The sequence below is a fragment of the Streptomyces sp. ADI95-16 genome, from assembly GCF_003721495.1.
GTDB lineage: Bacteria > Actinomycetota > Actinomycetes > Streptomycetales > Streptomycetaceae > Streptomyces > Streptomyces goshikiensis.
Genome location: NZ_CP033581.1, coordinates 2,796,706 through 2,813,766, shown reverse-complemented (window position 1 = coordinate 2,813,766; position 17,061 = coordinate 2,796,706). Strand labels below are relative to the sequence as shown.

Genomic DNA, 17,061 nt, shown 5'->3' with positions numbered 1-17,061 from the left:
CTCCGGGGAGTCTGAACAGCGGAAAAGGCGTGACGGCACCGCCGCCACACCCGATCCTCCTACTTAGGCATACCTAAGTCAATGTGTTCCCGACGCCTTGTCGGTAAAAAATCCGCGCGTCCCGGGCTACGGCAGGGTCAGGATCTCCGCCCCCGACTCGGTCACCACGAGGGTGTGCTCGAACTGCGCGGTGCGCTTGCGGTCCTTGGTGACGACCGTCCAGCCGTCGTCCCACATGTCGTACTCGTGGGTGCCCAGCGTCAGCATCGGCTCGATCGTGAAGGTCATGCCGGGCACGATCGTGGTGGTGGCGTGCGGGCTGTCGTAGTGCGGGATGATCAGGCCGGAGTGGAAGGACGAGTTGATGCCGTGGCCGGTGAAGTCCCGGACCACGCCGTAACCGAAACGCTTCGCGTACGACTCGATGACCCGGCCGATGATGTTGATCTGGCGGCCCGGCTTCACGGCCTTGACGGCCCGGTTCAGCGCCTCGCGGGTGCGCTCCACCAGCAGCCGCGACTCCTCGTCCACCTCGCCGCACAGGTAGGTGGCGTTGTTGTCGCCGTGCACCCCGCCGATGTACGCGGTCACGTCGAGGTTCACGATGTCGCCGTCCCGCAGGACGGTCGAGTCGGGGATCCCGTGACAGATGACCTCGTTGACCGAGGAGCACAGGGACTTCGGGAAGCCCCGGTAGCCCAGCGTCGAGGGGTAGGCGCCGTGGTCGCACATGTACGCGTGGGCGACCCGGTCCAGCTCGTCGGTGGTCACCCCCGGCGCGATGAGCTTGGCGGCCTCTTCCATCGCCTGCGCGGCGATCCGGCCGGCGATGCGCATGGCCTCGATCGTCTCGGCCGTCTGCACCTCCGGTCCGGTGTACGGAGTGGGCGCGGGCTTGCCCACGTACTCGGGCCGGCGGATGTTGCCGGGGACGGAACGGGCGGGGGAGAGCTCGCCGGGTACGAGCAGCGACTGGCCAGACATGCAAGCGAGTGTATCCAGCGAGGATGGGGCAGCATGGCGAGAGAGACCGGTAACGAGAGGAACCCGAGGACGATGGCCCTGTTCAAGAAGCGTCAGGTGGGCAAACCCGGCGAGTGGTACTACTGCCTGGTCCACCACAAGGTCGAGGAAGGCCCGGAATGCCCGGCCAAGGACCGGTTCGGACCGTACGGCACCCCTGAAGAGGCCGCCCACGCCATGGCGACGGCACAGGAGCGGAACCTCGAATGGCAGAACGACCCGGCGTGGAACGACAAGTCCCGCGAGGGCGCCGAAGAAGAGGGCACCACGCCCTGACGGCCGGCCCTACCAGCGGCTCGGCGGCGGCGCGGTCAGCTGATCGGCCAGCCGGGCCAGCCGGTCCCGGAGCCGGACCGGCCCGCGCCGCGCCGGCAGGCCGTTCTCCCCGGCCGCCGCGCTGACCAGGTGCTGCACCGTGTCCAGATCGAGCTCGGCGGCGCCCTCCGGCACCGACAGCCCCTCGTGCGCGAGCGCCCCCAGATCCGGATCCCCGCCGTCCAGGGACAGTACGGTCGCCCCCGCCCGCCGGGCGTCGCACACCCGCTCCAGCAGCCCCGCACCGGGCGGCGCCGGCGCCACCACCAGCAGCGTCTGACCCCGCCGCGCCGCCGCCAGCCGGCCCAGCCCCACCGAGAGGTGCGGCGGCTCACCCGGCCGCACGTGATGCCGTACCAGCGTCGGCGCCAGCTCCGGCTGACCCGACCAGGCGGCCTCGTCCACCAGGTGCGCGGCCAGGTGCCACGGCTCGTACTGCTCGGTCCCCACCAGCAGCAGACCGCCGCCGGCCGTTACGACCGACCGGCGCAGCGCCCCGGCGAACTGCCGGGCGGCACCCGGCCACCGCGTACCGGCGAGCACCTCGCGCAGCAGCGCGACCCTGACGGCGTCCATGACGGCATCCTGCACCATCCGGGGGACGTCCGGAGGGCTTCCGGGGCCGGTTGCCCCGACCGCGCGGACCTGTGTGGCTTTCGCATACTCGGCAGTACGCTCGCCCCCATGACTTCCACAGACAGCACGCAGGCACCGGGGACGCAGAAGCCGCCGGTCAAGGACCCGTGGGACCTCCCGGACGTCACCGGCCTCGTCGTCGGCGTACTCGGCGGCACCGGCGACCAGGGCCGGGGCCTCGCCTACCGGTTCGCCCGGGCCGGCCAGAAGGTGATCATCGGCTCGCGCGCCGCCGACCGGGCGCGCACCGCCGCCGAGGAGCTCGGCCTCGGCGTGGAGGGCGCGGACAACGCGGAGTGCGCGCGCCGCAGCGACATCGTGATCGTCGCGGTGCCCTGGGAGGGGCACGCCAAGACCCTCGAAGCGCTGCGCGAGGACCTCGCGGGCAAGCTCGTCGTGGACTGCGTCAACCCGCTGGGCTTCGACAAGCAGGGCGCGTACGCCCTCCGGGTCGAGGAGGGCAGTGCGGCGCAGCAGGCCGCGGCCCTGCTCCCCGATTCCCGGGTGACCGCCGCCTTCCACCACCTCTCGGCGATCCTGCTCCAGGACGAGACGGTCGAGGAGATCGACACCGACGTGATGGTCCTCGGCGAATCCCGCGCCGACACCGACATCGTCCAGGCCCTCGCCGCCCGCATCCCGGGCATGCGCGGCGTGTTCGCGGGCCGGCTCCGCAACGCGCACCAGGTCGAGGCGCTCGTCGCCAACCTGATCTCCACCAACCGCCGCTACAAGGCCCACGCGGGCCTGCGCGTCACGGACGTCTGAGCCGCCACGGCCGGGCCGCCGCCGAAGTCAGCCGCGGCGGCCCGCACGCGCCTCAAGGGGCCCGAGGTGCGCCACCACCCCCTGCCGGAACCGGTCCACGGCCTCGTCGACGCTGCGGATGAAACCGGACTCCGTATTGCCGCGGCTGTTGCCCATGCCCTTGATCAGCGTCAACCGAAACCCGGTGAGGGCGGCCCCGCTCCTGGGCACCAGGTCGCCGGGCTCGGGCCGCAGCCGCTCCAGCGTCCCGCGCGGCCCGTTCTCGCCCTCGACGAGGCTCTCCACGTGCAGGTCCGCCGGGGCCTCGGCCAGCAGCCGCACCAGCCGCCGCACCGTCACCAGCGGATACGAGCCCTCCGGCGCGGGCACGTCCACGGAGGTGCGGATCTTCGCCGTCCGCAGGTCGGCCGTCACCGCGATGACACTGCTCGTCCCCTCGACGCGCAGCTCCGCCGAGAGCCTGCCGTCCAGGCACAGCCGCTCCGCTGCCGCCGCGCGCCGGCTCCGCGGATCACTGCCGCGCCGCACCCGCTGCACCGGCAGCGCCTTCTGGCCGAGCTCCCCGCCGAGCCGCAGACAGACCTGGCGGATCAGCCGCTCCCAGCTCTCGACGACCTCGGTGGCGCGCGGATCCCCGAGGCACAGGGTCTCGTCCTCGATGCCGTTGCGGACGGGGACCCAGGCGGGGCCCATGTTCTGGAACCCGTGGCAGCCCGACTGCTCGTGCTGGAGGTACGCGAGCAGCTCTTGCAGGAGCCAGGCGTGCGCGGCGTTGCCCACGCCCTCGTGCCGGATCAGCAGCTGGGCCTGATGGGCCACCTCGGCCCAGGACAGGTGCCAGAGCCCGACCTTGTGCTTGCGGCGCCCGTCGACCTTGACGTCCACCATGGCGGTGCCTTCGAGGGCCACGTCGTTGGAGAGCGTGATCACGGACTCGTAGCCGCGGCGGGCGGCGATGTCCATGTACTGCTGCACCTGCTCGGGCCGCAGCGGGTTCCCGTTGGTCTTCGTCTCCACCAGCGCCGTCCACAGCTTCCCGGCCCGCTCGACCCGGATCACCCCGTCCGGGCGCCGCGGGGTGTCGCCGTGGGGGAGGGACACCTCGGTGAAGGTCTGCATCCGCCCGGCGGGAGCGCCGAACGCGGCGGTGAGGCGGCGGCCGAACTCCGGCACCTGCGCCATGACGGACAACAGCACCGAGGTGGCGCGCACCTCCCGCTCCTTGTCGCTCTTCAGCGACGGGACGGGGAACAGCCGGGCCGGGCGCCAGGACTCGTTCTCGGCGAGCGACTTCCCGGGCGCCTTGGGCAGCGTCACCTTCTTCCGCGTCGTCCGGGGCCCGCGCGCCTGGGCGGGGACGACGGCGCCCGGGGCGGCGCCCGGGGCCGGCGGCCGCCCTACGGGCGCGGCCGGGCCCCCGGCGGTTCCCGCCCCCTCCGCCGCCTGCGGCGTGGCCGGGCTCACGGCGGGGCCGGCGGTTCCCGCGTCCGCCGGGGCCGCCGGTGCGGTCGGGCTCCCGGCGGGCCCGGGGGTTCCCGCCGTCGTCGTCCGCGCCGCCTGCGGCTCCGCGGCAACGCCCGGCTCCGGCGGTTCCCCCGCAGGCTCCGGCTCCTCCGGCTCCTCGGATTCCTCGGATTCCTCGACGGCGATGCCGAAGTCCGTGGCCAGCCCCGCCAGACCGGTCTCGTAGCCCTGCCCGACCGCGCGGAACTTCCACTCCTCCCCGCGCCGGTACAGCTCGCCGAAGATGAACGCCGTCTCCACGCTCGCGTCGTCGATCGAGAACCCGACCAGCGGTTCGCCCGACCTGTCCGCGACCGTCATCCGCAGCCCGTCCAGGTCGCCGAAGCGGGTGCCGCCGTACTGGCTGGCCGCCACGACGATCCGGGCCACCTCCTCCGGGACGGCGGTCAGGTCCACCCCGATCCGGTCCTCGTCCCCGCTGTCCGTCGGCGTCTTGCCCAGCAGCTGCACGCTGCCGTCCGCGGCCGCGGGGTTGTTGTAGAAGTAGAAGTCGTTCTCGCTGCGGACCTTGCCGTCCTCGCCGACGAGAAGGACGGAGACGTCGGCGTCGCCCGCCCCCGAAGCGCTGCTCCAGCCCAGGCTCACCACGACCGAGCCGGCGTCCTCACTGAGGGCGGTCAGGCTGACGTTCGCACCCTTGGAGATCTCCCGCATGTCTCTCCCCCCAGACGCCCGGCGTCGTCCACAACGGGCCGAGCGGGCCGGGCCGTCGTCCTGTCCGGCGACCGTAGCGGCGCGTCGGTCGGAAGATCAGGCAAATGGCGAAAAAGGACCGGGAGGGGGCACCCGGGTGCCTTTACGGGAGCACGGCGGGGCATGGGGGACACTGGAGGGGCTCTACCCGTCCCGTGTCGCCGAGGAGCTGTTCCCCATGCCCCGCCTTGCCGTGTTCGCCGTAGTCGTCTGCGCCCTGTCCGTGGCCGCTGCCGTCGTCGCCTTCGTGGAGGGCAGTTTCCTCGGGATCGTGTGGGTGCTGCTGGCCGGCGTCACCTCCAACATGGCCTGGTTCTACCTGCGCAAGGCGAAGGCCGCCAAGGCCGCGGAGAACACCCGCCAGGCGATCTAGGGCGCCTCGCCCGTCGCGGCTATTCGACCGGCGCGGCGCAGAAGAACGAGTCGCCGCCCTGCCAGAAGCGGTAGAGGTCCTGGCCGCAGTAGGCGGCCCGCTCGTTCACGCCCAGCGCGGACAGCACGCCGTCCACCACGCCGAAGAAGAACTGGTTGACCTCCGGGATCCACAGCATCGCGAACAGGGCGATCAGCCCGAACGGCGCGATCGGCGCCAGCTCGCGGCGCACCCGGTGCGAGAGCCAGGGCTCGATGATCCCGTAGCCGTCCAGGCCCGGTACCGGCAGGAAGTTCAAGATCGCCGCCGAGACCTGGAGCAGGGCCAGGAAGGCCAGCGCGAAGCGGAACGCCACCGGCACCCCGTCCAGGGCGTGCAGCCAGAACGGGGCCGTGCACACGATCGCGAACGCGACGTTGGCCAGCGGACCCGCCGCCGAGATGAGGCTGTGCTTCCAGCGGCCCGCGATCCGGTCGCGCTCGATGTACACGGCCCCGCCGGGCAGGCCGATGCCGCCCATGATGACGAACAGCACCGGCAGCACGATGCTGAGCAGCGCGTGCGTGTACTTGAGCGGATTCAGCGTCAGATAGCCCTTGGCGCCGACGGTGAGGTCGCCGCCGTGCAGGGCGGTGCGGGCGTGCGCGTACTCGTGCAGGCAGAGCGAGACGATCCAAGCGGAGGTCACGAACAGGAACACGGCGAGACCCGGACTGGTCGCGTAGCCCGTCCACACCGCCCAGCCGGTGACCGCCATCACCGCGACGATGCCGAGGAATACCGCACTGATACGCCGCTCGCCGCGGCCGCCCTGATGACCCATGCGGCGAACCTATCCCGCGTTCCGGACGGGCCGGGGCCCGGGTCCGGGAGAATGGGTCGGTGCGCTACACGATTCTCGGCACCACCCAGGCCATCCGCGACGACGGGACCCCCGTCGCCGTCGGCGGAGCACGCCTGCGGGCGCTGCTGACCGCGCTCGCGCTGCGGCCGGGGCGGGCGGTGCCGGTGCGCGCGCTCGTCGCCGACGTATGGGACGGCGACCCGCCCGCGGACGCCGTGGCCGCGCTGCAAGCGCTGGTGGCCCGGCTGCGGCGGGCGCTCGGACAGGCGGCCGTGGGCTCCGGGGAGAGCGGGTACGCCCTGGCCGCCGACCGGGAGGACATCGACCTGTACCGCTTCGAACGCCTCGCCCGGGCGGCCGCCGAAGCCGCCGACCCGGCCGAGGCGGCCGCCCTGTACGACGAGGCGCTCGCCCTGTGGCGCGGGCCGGCGCTGGCCTCGCTGCCGGACGGGGCGGCGGAGTCCGCCCGGTGGGAGGCGCTGCGGTCACAGGCGCGCCGGGGCCGGCTCGCCGCCGCCCTCGACCTCGGGCAGGCGGAGTCCGCGCTCCCGGAGCTGACCGCGCTGTGCGCGGCCGCCCCCCTGGACGAGCCGCTCCAGGCCCTCCGCATCCGCGCCCTGCGCGACACCGGCCGCCCGGCGGAGGCGCTGGCCGCCTACGACGCGCTCCGCCGGGAGCTGGCCGGCCGCCTCGGCACCGACCCGGGCCCCGCCCTGCGCACCCTCCACGCCGCCCTCCTCGCCCCTGCCCCCGCCACCGCGTCCCACCCGGACCGCCCGCCCCACCCGGACCACCCGCCCCACTCGGCCGACGACACCGCCGACCGCGCCGCGCCCGGCCAGGGCCGGCCGCCCGGGAACCTGCGGGCGCGGCTCACCACCTTCGTCGGGCGCGAAGACGACATCCGCGTCATCGGGGAGGACCTCGCGCGGGCCCGGCTCGTGACGCTGCTCGGGCCCGGCGGGGCCGGGAAGACCCGGCTCTCCCAGGAGGCCGCCGAGGCACAGGACCCCGGCCGCTGGCCCGACGGGGTGTGGTTCGTGGAACTGGCGCCCGTGGACGACCCGGAGGACGTCGCCGACGCCGTCCTCGCCGCGCTCGGGGCGCGGGAGACCAAGCTGCGCGGCGCCGCCGCCGAGGAGTTGCGGGCGCTCACCGGCCGGGCCGGCGACGGCCCCCTCGACCGGCTCGCCGACCACTGCGCGGGCCGCCGCCTCCTGCTGCTCCTGGACAACTGCGAGCACGTCATCGGCGCCGCCGCCGAACTCGCCGCCGAGATCCTGGCGCGCTGCCCCGGCATCCGGATCCTCGCCACCAGCCGCGAACCCCTCGGCGTCCCCGGCGAGAGCCTGCGGCCCGTCGAGCCGCTGCCCGACCCCGTCGCGCTGCGACTGCTGGCCGACCGCGGGGCCGCCGCCCGCCCCGGCTTCACCCCCGCCGACGACCCCGCCTCGGCCGCGGAGATCTGCCGACGCCTGGACGGTCTCCCGCTCGCCATCGAGCTGGCCGCGGCCCGGCTGCGGCTGCTGACCCCGCGCCAGATCGCCGACCGCCTCGACGACCGGTTCCGGCTCCTGACCAGCGGCTCCCGTACCGTCCTGCCCCGCCAGCAGACCCTGCGCGCCGTCGTCGACTGGTCCTGGGAGCTGCTGGACGCGCCCGAACGCACCGTCCTGCGCCGCCTCTCCGTCTTCGCCGGCGGCTGCGACCTCGCCGCGGCCGAGGCCGTCTGCGCCGACGCCACCGACGCCACCGACGCCCTGGACGTCGCCGACACCCTCGGCTCCCTCGTCGACAAGTCCCTCGTCGTCGCCGCCCCCGGTCAGGGCGGCGACGAGATGCGCTACCGGCTGCTGGAGACCGTCGCCGAGTACGCCGCCGAGCGGCTGGCCGAGGCCGCCGGGGACCGCGCCGACACCGAGCGGCGCCACCTCACCCACTACCGCGAACTCGCCCGCACCACCGAGCCGTCGCTGCGCGGCCACGGCCAGCGCGCCGCCGCCGCCCTGCTCTCCACCGAGTACGAGAACCTCCGTACCGCCCTGCGCCGCGCCGTGGCGCTCCGCGACGCCGACGAGGTGCTGTGCCTGGTCCACTCCCTGGTCTGGTACTGGGTCATGCAGGACCTGCGCACCGAGTCCCGGCACTGGTCCGAGGCCGCCGCGCCGCTCGGCCCGGACCCCTTCGCGCCGCCCGCCGCACCCGCCGCACCCGTCCTGGAGCGGATCGTCGACGCGCCGCCGCCGTACTCCGGCGAACTGCTCACCGAGGGCTGGCGCGGCATCCAGCTGATCCGGCTGGCCGCCCGGGACCAGAACAGCGCCGACTGGAGCACCCCGGAGATACGCGACCAGATCGCGGCCATGACGAGCGTCTACCGGCCCGGCCTCCCGCAGACCTGCCGGCCCCCGGCCGGCCTGTGGGTCTACGCCGTGATGATCTCCGGCGACACCGAGCTGCTCCGCCGCGTCGTGCACGAGAGCGTGGAGACCGCCCGGTCCCTCGGCTACCGCTGGGAGCTCGCCTCCGCCCTCCAGCTGCGCGCCAACATCCTGGCCAACCGCGCCGACTGGGCCGGCGACGCGGCCCGTGACGCCGAGGAGAGCCTGGCCCTCTTCCGTGAGCTCGGCGACGACTGGGGCTGCGCCGAGGCCCTCTCCGCCCGCGCCGAGGCCCGCGAGAAGCGCGGCGAGTACGCCCTGGCCACCCAGGACTTCCGCGCGGCGATCGAGCACGCCGAACGCCTCGGCGCCAGGGCACAGGTGACGGTGCTCCGCGTGCGGATGGCCGGGACCCTCACCGAGACCGGGGAGACGGAGGCGGCCGAGGAGATCCTGGGCGAGATCCTCGGCAGGGTGGAGCGCTACGGCAACGAGGCCACGCCCGCCGCCCGGATGTTCCTCGCGGGCATCCTCGGCCGCAGCGGGCGGTTCGCCGAGGCCCGTGCCCAGGTGGCGGCGCTGCGCGAGGAGTTCACGTTCGGCGCGTACGCCGTGTTCGACGTGTTCCTCCTGGCCACGGTGGCCTGGCTGGACAACGAGGAGGGCGAGTACGAGGACGCCCTGGCGGTGGTCCGCGCGGCCTCGGCCGACGCCCGCGATCCGCTCGCGGTGATGGTCGCCCCGCAGCTGTCCGCCGTGTTCCTGCTGACGGCGGCCGTCTCCCTCGCCTCGCCCGGCGGCCCGGAGCGGCCGCGGGACGCCGCCCGGCTGATCGGCGCGTACCGGGCCCACCTGCCGCCCGCGCACTTCCCGGTCAGCACCGAACGCGCGGACGCCGCCCGCGCCGAGGAGCTGGCGCGGGCGGCGCTGGGCGATGCCGGGTACGAGGCCGCGTACGCCGAAGGCGGTGACCTCACCCTGGAGGAGGCCACCGCCCTCGTCTGACCCGGCCCCCCGTGCGGGGCCCGTCCGGGACGCGATCCGGAACGGACCGGCCGTCCCGGGTCAGGTCTTCTGGCGGAACTTGCGGACAGCGAGCGGCATGGTGACCGCGGTGATGGCGACCGACCAGATCAGGGTGACCATCACCGAGTGGCCGACCGGGCCGCCGATCATCAGGCCGCGTGCCGCGTCGGCCAGGTTGGACAGCGGGTTGTAGTCGGTGAAGCTCTGCAGCCAGCCCGGCATGGTCGCCGGCTTGGCGAAGATGGAGCTGCCGAACTGCAGCGGCATCAGCACCACCATCGCCATGCCCTGGACGGCCTGTGCCGAGTTCAGGGTGAGGCCGAGCAGGATGAAGATCCACATCAGCGAGGCGCCGAACACGGCCGACAGCCCGATGGCGAGGAGCAGGTCCAGCACCGAGGTCTTGATCGACATGCCCAGGATGAAGCCCATGATCAGCAGGATGCCGATGGCGATCATCATCCGGCCGAGCTCCACCACGATCTTCGCGATGAGCACCGAGGAGCGGGCGATGGGCATGGACCGGAAGCGGTCCATCACGCCCTTCTTGAAGTCGTCGTTGACGCCGGTGCCGACGGCCATGGCGATGTTCATGCCCATCATCGCCATCAGGCCGGGCACCAGGTAGTTGACGTAGTCGCCCTGGTTGCCCTTGCCCGCGATCGCGCCGCCGAAGACGTACACGAACAGCAGCGTGAAGACGATCGGCATGAACAGGACGTCGAACATCGACTCGGGGTCCTGCTTGATCTGCAGGGTGTTGCGGCGCACCAGGGCGCCGATGTGCCGCAGATTGGCCCGCAGGCCGATCCGGCCGTCCTCGGACCGGACCGCGGCGGCGGTGGCGGCGGCCACCGGGGCGGCCGCGTCGCCGCTGGGCTTGGACGTGGTTACGGTGCTCATGCCGCGACCTCCTCGGTCTGCTGGGCGGGAACGGAGTCGGGGCCGGCGGGCTTCTGGCCGGTGATGGACAGGAACACCTCGTCCAGGCTGGGCAGGTACGTGCCGAGGTCGGCGATCGCGTACCCGCGGGCGGCCAGCAGGCCGACCACGGCGGTCAGCTGCTCGTCGCTCAGGATCGGGACCAGCAGCACGCCCTCCTCGGACGCGATCTGCGAACCGGCCAGGCCGTCCAGACCGGCCTCGGCCAGCGAGCGCGCCATGCCCGGCAGGTCGGACACGGTGACGGGGCGGACCTTCAGCGTCCTGCCGCCGACGCGCGCCTTCAGCTCGTCGACCTTGCCGCTGGCGATGACCTTGCCCTTGTCGATGACCGTCAGCTCGCTCGCGAGCTGCTCGGCCTCCTCCATGTACTGGGTGGTGAGCAGGACGGTGACCCCCTCGGAGACCATCCGCTGCACCTCGTCCCACACCTCGTTGCGGGTGCGGGGGTCCAGACCGGTGGTCGGCTCGTCCAGGTACAGCACGGCCGGGTGGCCGATCATCGAGGCGGCCAGGTCGAGCCGGCGGCGCATGCCGCCGGAGTAGTGCATCGCGGCCTTCTTCGCGGCCTCGGTGAGCGAGAACCGCTCCAGGAGCTCGTCGGCGCGCGTCCGGGCGTCCTTGCGGGACAGGTCGAGCAGCCGGCCGATCATGTAGAGGTTCTCCCGGCCGGAGAGCTTCTCGTCGACCGAGGCGTACTGGCCGGTGAGGCCTATGGTGCGGCGCAGCTGGCGGGGCTGGCGCACCACGTCGTAGCCGGCGACGAAGGCGGTGCCGGCGTCGGGGACGACCAGGGTGGAGAGGCAGCGGACGAGGGTGGTCTTGCCGGCGCCGTTGGGGCCGAGGACCCCGAGGACCGTGCCCTCCCGGACATCGAGGTCCACGCCGTCGAGGGCCTTGGTCTCCCCGTAGTGCTTGACCAGCCCCCGCACCTCCACGGCGAGCGGGCCGTGCGGCGGATTGTTGTCGGTTCGCGTCATGTCCACCATGGGACCAGCCGCCACCGACAACGCGCCTACAAGCCACCGACAGCCCGCTGACAAGCCGCCCGCAGACGGCTCGGACACGGCTCACGGCCCGCCGACGGACGCGTCGGCGGGCCGTGAGCGCGCTACGGCGATCAGTGGAAGGCGTGCTCCTCCTGCGGGAACGTTCCGCCGACCACGTCCTGGGCGAAGGCCTTCGCCGCGTCGCCCATGGTCTGCCGCAGGTTCGCGTACTGCTTCACGAACTTCGGCATCTTCCCGCCGGTCAGACCCATCATGTCGGTCCACACCAGCACCTGCGCGTCGCACTCCGAACCGGCGCCGATGCCGACGGTCGGGATGTGCAGGGACCGGGTGACCTCGGCGGCCAGCTCGGCCGGGACCAGCTCCAGGACCACCGCGAACGCGCCCGCGTCCTGCGCCGCCTTCGCGTCGCGCAGCAGCTGGTGCGCGGCCTCGTCGCCGCGGCCCTGCACCCGGTAGCCCATGGCGTTCACGGACTGCGGGGTCAGACCCAGGTGCGACATGACCGGGATGCCGGACTGCACGATCAGCTCGGTCTGGGCCAGCGAACGCTCGCCGCCCTCCAGCTTGACCGCCCCGACCCCGGCCTCCTTGACCAGACGGGTGGCACTGCGCAGCGCCTGCACGGCGCCTTCCTGGTACGAGCCGAACGGCAGGTCACCGACGACCAGCGCCCGGCTGGTGCCCCGCACCACGGCCGCCGACAGCAGGGTCATCTCGTCCATCGTCACGGGGACGGTGGTCTCGTAACCCAGGTGACAGTTGCCCATCGAGTCACCGACGAGCACGACCGGGATCCCGGCCTCGTCGAACACCGACGCGGTCATCGCGTCGTAGGCGGTGAGCATGGGCCACTTCTCGCCGCGCTCCTTGGCGAGCGTGAGGTCGCGGACCGTGATGCGCCGGGTGCGCGAGCCCCCGTACAGGGAGGGGCCGGCACTCTCGCGGGCAGGCGAAACGGCATGCGTCATTGCAACTGCTCCTCGTGTCATCTCGAGGCACCCTTACGGCGTCCCCGGACTCACCCACCATGGTGGCACCAGCCGGGCCCGGTACGGAAGTGCCACGGTGCCCGGTCCGTCACACTCCGGACCCCGGCCCCCGCGTACGGGCCCAATGTGCGCGTTTCGTGACAACCGGAACCCGCACCGCATGGCCGTTCGTCCTCCCGGACGTACGGCCGGACAAACGGCACGGAATGCTCCGTACATCGCCTAGGGTCAAGGGGCGGGGACGGAGCGCGAGCACGGCAGTGAGGGCAGCGGCATGGCACAGGCGTACATGACGGAGACGGGGAACGGCGGCTCGGAGCCCGAGCCCTCCGGATCCGGCCTCCGGCGCCGACTGGCCGATCTGCGCGGAGACCCGGGCATCTGGCGGCGCGGGATCGTGACCGCCGGGCTGGCCGCGCTGATCTCCCTGGTGATGATCTTCCACGCCAGACTGCCCAACGACGTGGGCAACCTCGGCAGTCTCACCGAGACCTTCCTGCCCTGGCTGGGCGTGGCGGTGCCGGTGCTGCTGGTCACCGCCGTGGTCCGCAAGTCCGCGACGGCGCTGATCGCGATACTGCTGACCGCCGTGGTCTGGGTGAACCTGTTCGGGGGCCTGGTCACCGACAAGTCGGGATCCGGCGGCAACCTGGTCGTGGCCACGCACAACGTGGACGCCGACAACCCCGACCCGAAGAGCACCGCCCAGTCGCTGGCGAAGTCCGGGTCCGACGTCCTCGCCCTGACCGAGCTCAAGGCGGGCGCCGTCCCCACGTACGAGAAGTACCTCGGGGCCGTCTACAAGTACCACTCCGTCGAGGGCACGGTCGGGGTGTGGAGCAAGTACCCGCTCACCGCCAGCCAGGCCGTGGACATCCGGCTCGGCTGGACCCGGGCCATGCGCGCCACCGTGAGCAGCCCGCAGGGGCCCATCGCCGTCTTCGTCGCCCACCTGCCCTCGGTCCGGGTCAAGCTGAACGCCGGCTTCACCGCCAACCAGCGCGACAACAGCGCCGACGCGCTGGGCGCCGCGCTCGCCGCCGAACCGCTGAAGAAGGTCATCCTGCTCGGCGACCTCAACGGGACCATGAACGACCGGTCCCTGTCCGAGGTCACCTCGCAGATGCGCTCCACGCAGGGCGCCGCCGGCGACGGCTTCGGCTTCACCTGGCCGGCCCAGTTCCCGATGGCCCGGATCGACCAGATCATGGTCCGCGGAATCCAGCCGGAGGCCTCCTGGTCACTGCCCCGCACGGGCAGCGACCACCTCCCGATCGCCGCCCGCGTCACCGTCAAGCCCTAGGGCCCGTCTTTCACGCGCGAGGGCCCCGGCCGCCGATGAGGACGGCGGCCGGGGCCCTCGCGCGGGTACGGGGCGCCGCTACGCCTGCTCGCGCCAGCCGTTCGTGACGGGCAGGCGGCGGTCCTTGCCGAAGCCCTTCGCGGAGATCTTCGTACCCGGCGGGTACTGGCGGCGCTTGTACTCCGCGGTGTCCACCATCCGCAGGGTCTTCGCCACCAGCTCCGCGTCGAAGCCGGCCGCGACGATCGCGTCCAGGCCCTGGTCGCGGTCCACGTACATCGCCAGGATCGCGTCGAGCACCGGATAGTCGGGCAGCGAGTCCGTGTCCACCTGGCCCGGCCGCAGCTCCGCGCTCGGCGGCTTCACGATGGAGTTCTCCGGGATCGGCGGGGTCTCGCCGCGCTCGGCCGCCGCCCGGTTGCGGTACTCGGCGAGCCTGAAGACGTCCGACTTGTAGACGTCCTTGATCGGGCCGTACGCGCCCACCGAGTCCCCGTACAGGGTGGAGTAGCCGACGGCCAGCTCCGACTTGTTGCCCGGGGCCAGCACGATGTGGCCCTCCTGGTTGGAGAGCGCCATCAGCAGGGTGCCGCGCAGCCGGGACTGGAGGTTCTCCTCCGCCAGGCCCGTCAGACCCAGCGAGCCCATGTACGCGTCGAACATCGGCTCGATCGACACGGTCCGGAAGTTCAGCCCGGTCCGGTCGGCCAGCTCGGCCGCGTCGCCCTTGGAGTGGTCCGAGGAGTACTTCGAGGGCATCGACACGCCGTACACGTTCTGCGCGCCGATCGCGTCGCAGGCGAGGGCGGCGACGAGCGCCGAGTCGATGCCGCCGGAGAGCCCGATGAGGACCGAGCGGAAGCCGTTCTTGAGGACGTACGCGCGCAGGCCGACGACCAGCGCGTCGTAGACCTCCTCGTCGTCCTCCAGCCGGTCGGCGTAACCGCCCGGCACCACCGGCTCGTACGGCTCCACCGGCTCCTCGGAGAGGATCACCCGGTCGATGCGCAGGCCGTCGTCGACCACGCCCTCGGGGGCGTCGGCCCGGGCGGCCGGCAGCTCCAGGTCGACCAGCACACAGCCCTCGGAGAACTGCGGGGCGCGGGCGATGACCTCGCCGGCGCCGTCCACGACGATGGAGTCCCCGTCGAAGACCAGCTCGTCCTGGCCGCCGATCATCGCCAGGTAGGCGAGGGTGCAGCCGGCCTCCTTGGCGCGCTTGCGCACCAGTTCGAGGCGCAGGTCGTCCTTGTCGCGCTCGTACGGGGAGGCGTTGACGGAGATCAGCAGCCCGGCCCCGGCGGAGCGGGTCGCCGGGACGCGGCCGCCCTCCTGCCAGAGGTCCTCGCAGATGGCCAGGGCCACGTCCACGCCGCGCACCCGGATCACCGGCTGCGTGTCGCCCGGCACGAAGTACCGGAACTCGTCGAACACGCCGTAGTTGGGGAGGTGGTGCTTGGCGAAGCGCAGGACGACCTTCCCGCCGTACAGCACGGCGGCGGCGTTCTCCGGGGAGCCCGCCGGGCGCCCGAGCCGGGGCGCGGCCCGCTCCGTACGGTCGAGGTAGCCCACGATGACCGGCAGTCCGCCGAAGCCCTCGGCCGCCAGCCGCTCCGCGAGTGCGCGCAGCGCGGTGCGGGAGGCCTCGACGAAGGAGCCGCGCAGGGCGAGGTCCTCGACGGGGTATCCGGTCAGCATCATCTCCGGGAACGCCACCAAGTGGGCGCCCTGCTCGGCGGAGTGCCGGGTCCAGTGGACGACCGAGTCGGCGTTGGCGGCGATGTTGCCGACCTGCGAGTCGATCTGATTCAGAGCGAGGCGAAGTTGAGGCACGGGCCCAGTCTAATCGTCTTTCTGACGCGATGTCCTGGGTCCCGCCCCTCGGATGTGCCGGAGAATCGGTTTTCCGGTCAGCCGATCCGGCCGCTGAACTTCGCGTTGGGCAGCTGGATCCCGGGGGAGATGTCGGCGGTGATCCGCTCGGTGCCCTCGGGGACCTCGAAGGCCGCGACCCCGCTGGCGGAGCTGCCGGGCAGGATGTCGCCCCGGATCATCTTGGGGACGTCGCCGTCGAAGACGAGCTTGGCGGTCATGCCGTTCTCGTCGCGGACGTTGGGCATCGCGTAGATGACGTTGTGGGGCTCGGTCGAGTCGTTCGTGATGGTGAGCGTCATCACCACGGCGTTGCCCACCTGGGAGTACTTGTTCTTGGTGACGAACTTCTTCGGCGTCGAGAGGGTCACCTTGATGCCGTTCGGGTAGGTGTACGTCTCGCCGAACTGGAGCGGGCTGGTGATGCCGGGGACGTCGGTCGGCGAGGGCTTCGGCGACGGCGACGGCGGCGCGAGGGAGCCGAAGTCGTCCTCGTCCCAGTCCTCGTCGATCTCGTGCTCGACGTGCCGGGAGGCCCGGTCCATGATTTCGACGGTCAGGTAGAGCCCGCCGAAGGCCGCGCCGATGCCGAGGAGGCCGAGGACGGTACCGATGATCGCCATCGTCTTGCGCGGGCCTCCGGCGACGGCGCGGACGATGCCGCCGATGCCCACGCCGATGGCGACGAGGGCCATGATGCCGCCCACCCAGAAGAGGATCGGGAGGATGCCGACCACGACGCCCGCGATGCCGAGCACCAGCGAGGCCACGGCCAGGCCGTTGGTGGGCTCGGTCGGGCCGCCCCACGGGTTGCCGGGGGTGGCGCCGTACGCGGTGTGCGCGGCCCAGGGGTTGGCTGCCGGGGCGGGGGCGCCGAAGGCGCCGGGCTGGGCGTTCGGCGGCACCGGCCCGGGCGGGGCGAAGGCGCCGGGCGGCGCGAAGGCGGACGCGGGTGCGGCGGGCGGCGCGGGCGAGGGGGCCGGTGCGGGTGCGGGGGCGGCGGGGGGCGCGGGTGCGGCGGCCTGTTCGGCGGCCGGCTCAGGGGCCGGCTCAGGGGCCGGAACGGCGGCCGGGGAGGGGGCCGGCGTCGGCTCCGGCATCGGTTCGGCGGCCGGCTCCGGGGCCGGAGCCCCGGCCGGGGTCTTCTGGAGCGACAGCGGCGGCGTCGCGGCCGCCTCCGGTATGGGAGTGTCCGCGGGCTCCGTCGGCGGGTCGGTCGGGTTGCTGGGCGGGTTGGCGGAGTTGCTCATGCCGGCGGCGAATCCTTATGTCGAGGCGCGGCCGGCTGGGACGGCCCGCGCGTGGAGATCACCAGATTGCCATGCCCGCCGGGCGTCCCGCCGTTCCATTGCGCCCCGG

14 protein-coding genes are annotated in these 17,061 nt (G+C 73.0%); 5 read left to right on the top strand and 9 right to left on the bottom strand.

The window, feature by feature from the left end:
- Positions 1 to 126 precede the first annotated feature (126 nt).
- Positions 127 to 984 carry a type I methionyl aminopeptidase gene (gene map / locus EES41_RS12215; protein ID WP_123077998.1) on the bottom strand — a complete coding sequence of 286 codons (858 nt, stop codon included), beginning with the start codon at positions 982 to 984 and terminating at the stop codon, positions 127 to 129.
- 72 nt (positions 985 to 1,056) lie between these two features.
- Between map and EES41_RS12210 the strand changes: the two genes are divergently transcribed.
- Positions 1,057 to 1,299 (top strand): hypothetical protein, encoded by a 243-nt coding sequence (locus EES41_RS12210; protein WP_123077996.1) that lies wholly within the window; start codon positions 1,057 to 1,059, stop codon positions 1,297 to 1,299.
- 9 nt (positions 1,300 to 1,308) lie between these two features.
- On the opposite strand, the gene EES41_RS12205 is transcribed toward EES41_RS12210, so the two are convergent.
- The gene (locus EES41_RS12205) at positions 1,309 to 1,914 is read right to left on the bottom strand and encodes a hypothetical protein (protein ID WP_123082407.1); all 606 of its coding nucleotides are present in this window, start codon (positions 1,912 to 1,914) and stop codon (positions 1,309 to 1,311) included.
- Between the two features lie 108 nt (positions 1,915 to 2,022).
- Between EES41_RS12205 and npdG the strand changes: the two genes are divergently transcribed.
- Positions 2,023 to 2,742, top strand: a complete 720-nt coding sequence (gene npdG / locus EES41_RS12200; protein ID WP_123077994.1) for an NADPH-dependent F420 reductase — start codon at positions 2,023 to 2,025, stop codon at positions 2,740 to 2,742.
- A gap of 27 nt (positions 2,743 to 2,769) precedes the next feature.
- Here the strand turns inward: npdG and EES41_RS12195 are convergent, their stop codons facing one another.
- Entirely contained in the window at positions 2,770 to 4,920 is a 2,151-nt protein-coding gene (locus EES41_RS12195) for a TerD family protein (protein WP_123077992.1), read from the bottom strand.
- Between the two features lie 217 nt (positions 4,921 to 5,137).
- Here EES41_RS12195 and EES41_RS12190 point away from each other — a divergent pair, with 217 nt between their 5' ends.
- Complete coding sequence (locus EES41_RS12190) at positions 5,138 to 5,332, top strand: hypothetical protein (RefSeq protein WP_123077990.1); 195 nt, start codon at positions 5,138 to 5,140, stop codon at positions 5,330 to 5,332.
- Between the two features lie 19 nt (positions 5,333 to 5,351).
- On the opposite strand, the gene EES41_RS12185 is transcribed toward EES41_RS12190, so the two are convergent.
- A complete protein-coding gene (locus EES41_RS12185; protein ID WP_123077988.1) occupies positions 5,352 to 6,155 on the bottom strand; it encodes a site-2 protease family protein in 804 nt (267 codons plus the stop codon).
- A 59-nt stretch (positions 6,156 to 6,214) separates the two neighbouring features.
- Between EES41_RS12185 and EES41_RS12180 the strand changes: the two genes are divergently transcribed.
- Positions 6,215 to 9,562 carry a BTAD domain-containing putative transcriptional regulator gene (locus EES41_RS12180; protein ID WP_123077986.1) on the top strand — a complete coding sequence of 1,116 codons (3,348 nt, stop codon included), beginning with the start codon at positions 6,215 to 6,217 and terminating at the stop codon, positions 9,560 to 9,562.
- A gap of 60 nt (positions 9,563 to 9,622) precedes the next feature.
- Here EES41_RS12180 and EES41_RS12175 read toward each other — a convergent pair whose 3' ends face one another.
- The 3 genes from EES41_RS12175 to panB all read right to left on the bottom strand — a co-directional run bounded on the left by EES41_RS12175 (position 9,623) and on the right by panB (position 12,506).
- Positions 9,623 to 10,486: an ABC transporter permease gene (locus EES41_RS12175; protein ID WP_123077984.1), complete on the bottom strand. Its 864-nt coding sequence runs from the start codon at positions 10,484 to 10,486 to the stop codon at positions 9,623 to 9,625.
- A complete protein-coding gene (locus tag EES41_RS12170; protein WP_174261678.1) occupies positions 10,483 to 11,514 on the bottom strand; it encodes an ATP-binding cassette domain-containing protein in 1,032 nt (343 codons plus the stop codon). The genes EES41_RS12175 and EES41_RS12170 overlap by 4 nt, the downstream gene beginning before the upstream one ends.
- Before the next feature lie 131 nt (positions 11,515 to 11,645).
- Positions 11,646 to 12,506 carry a 3-methyl-2-oxobutanoate hydroxymethyltransferase gene (gene panB / locus EES41_RS12165; protein ID WP_123077982.1) on the bottom strand — a complete coding sequence of 287 codons (861 nt, stop codon included), beginning with the start codon at positions 12,504 to 12,506 and terminating at the stop codon, positions 11,646 to 11,648.
- 295 nt (positions 12,507 to 12,801) lie between these two features.
- On the opposite strand from panB, the gene EES41_RS12160 reads away from it, so the two are divergent.
- Positions 12,802 to 13,830, top strand: coding sequence for an endonuclease/exonuclease/phosphatase family protein (locus EES41_RS12160; protein ID WP_123077980.1), 1,029 nt, complete (start codon positions 12,802 to 12,804; stop codon positions 13,828 to 13,830).
- 78 nt (positions 13,831 to 13,908) lie between these two features.
- On the opposite strand, the gene EES41_RS12155 is transcribed toward EES41_RS12160, so the two are convergent.
- Entirely contained in the window at positions 13,909 to 15,663 is a 1,755-nt protein-coding gene (locus tag EES41_RS12155) for an NAD+ synthase (RefSeq protein WP_123077978.1), read from the bottom strand.
- Between the two features lie 77 nt (positions 15,664 to 15,740).
- A complete protein-coding gene (locus tag EES41_RS12150; protein ID WP_123077976.1) occupies positions 15,741 to 16,952 on the bottom strand; it encodes a DUF4190 domain-containing protein in 1,212 nt (403 codons plus the stop codon).
- Positions 16,953 to 17,061: the final 109 nt, after the last annotated feature.